Origin of the sequence: Bartonella vinsonii subsp. berkhoffii ATCC 51672, assembly GCF_902825225.1 — a bacterium.
In the GTDB taxonomy this organism is placed as follows: Bacteria; Pseudomonadota; Alphaproteobacteria; order Rhizobiales; family Rhizobiaceae; genus Bartonella; species Bartonella berkhoffii.
The window spans coordinates 1-408 of sequence record NZ_CADEAK010000251.1 but is presented as its reverse complement, the minus strand read 5'-3'; the positions used below and the strand labels follow the sequence as shown (position 1 = coordinate 408).

General features: G+C 47.5%; 1 pseudogene. It reads right to left on the bottom strand.

The features are described from left to right. A pseudogene (locus J7R10_RS09135) lies at positions 1–408 on the bottom strand (apolipoprotein N-acyltransferase); the annotation flags it as partial.

The window sequence follows — 408 nt, the reverse complement described above, 5'->3', positions numbered from 1 at the left end:
ATTCCGTAAAGTCCCACGATTGCATCGGATTGCATAAGCGTTGGGGTTGGCAGCGCTGGGTAGCCAAGAGAATTCCATGGAAATCCTGTGGATAGGAGTGCACGCAACCACTCTGGCAGTCCTAACGCAAAAGCGAAGACGAAAAGGCGAGCTAATCCTTTTGTCCATAATAAACCGACGATAAGACCAGAAAAAAACCAATAATGAGAAAGGTAGAGGGGAGGGACGAAAATGGCAAACGGCACTGCCCAACCAAAGGCAACGAGATGGGTTAACAAAGCATTGCACAGCCGCCAAAGGCTACAGGTAAAATAGCTAAAGCCACAGAGTCGACAGGTTAAGGGGTACGTAAGAAAGCGCTTGTTAGTATTCTGGAGAGGATGGATTGAGTGAAGGAGAGCAATAAAG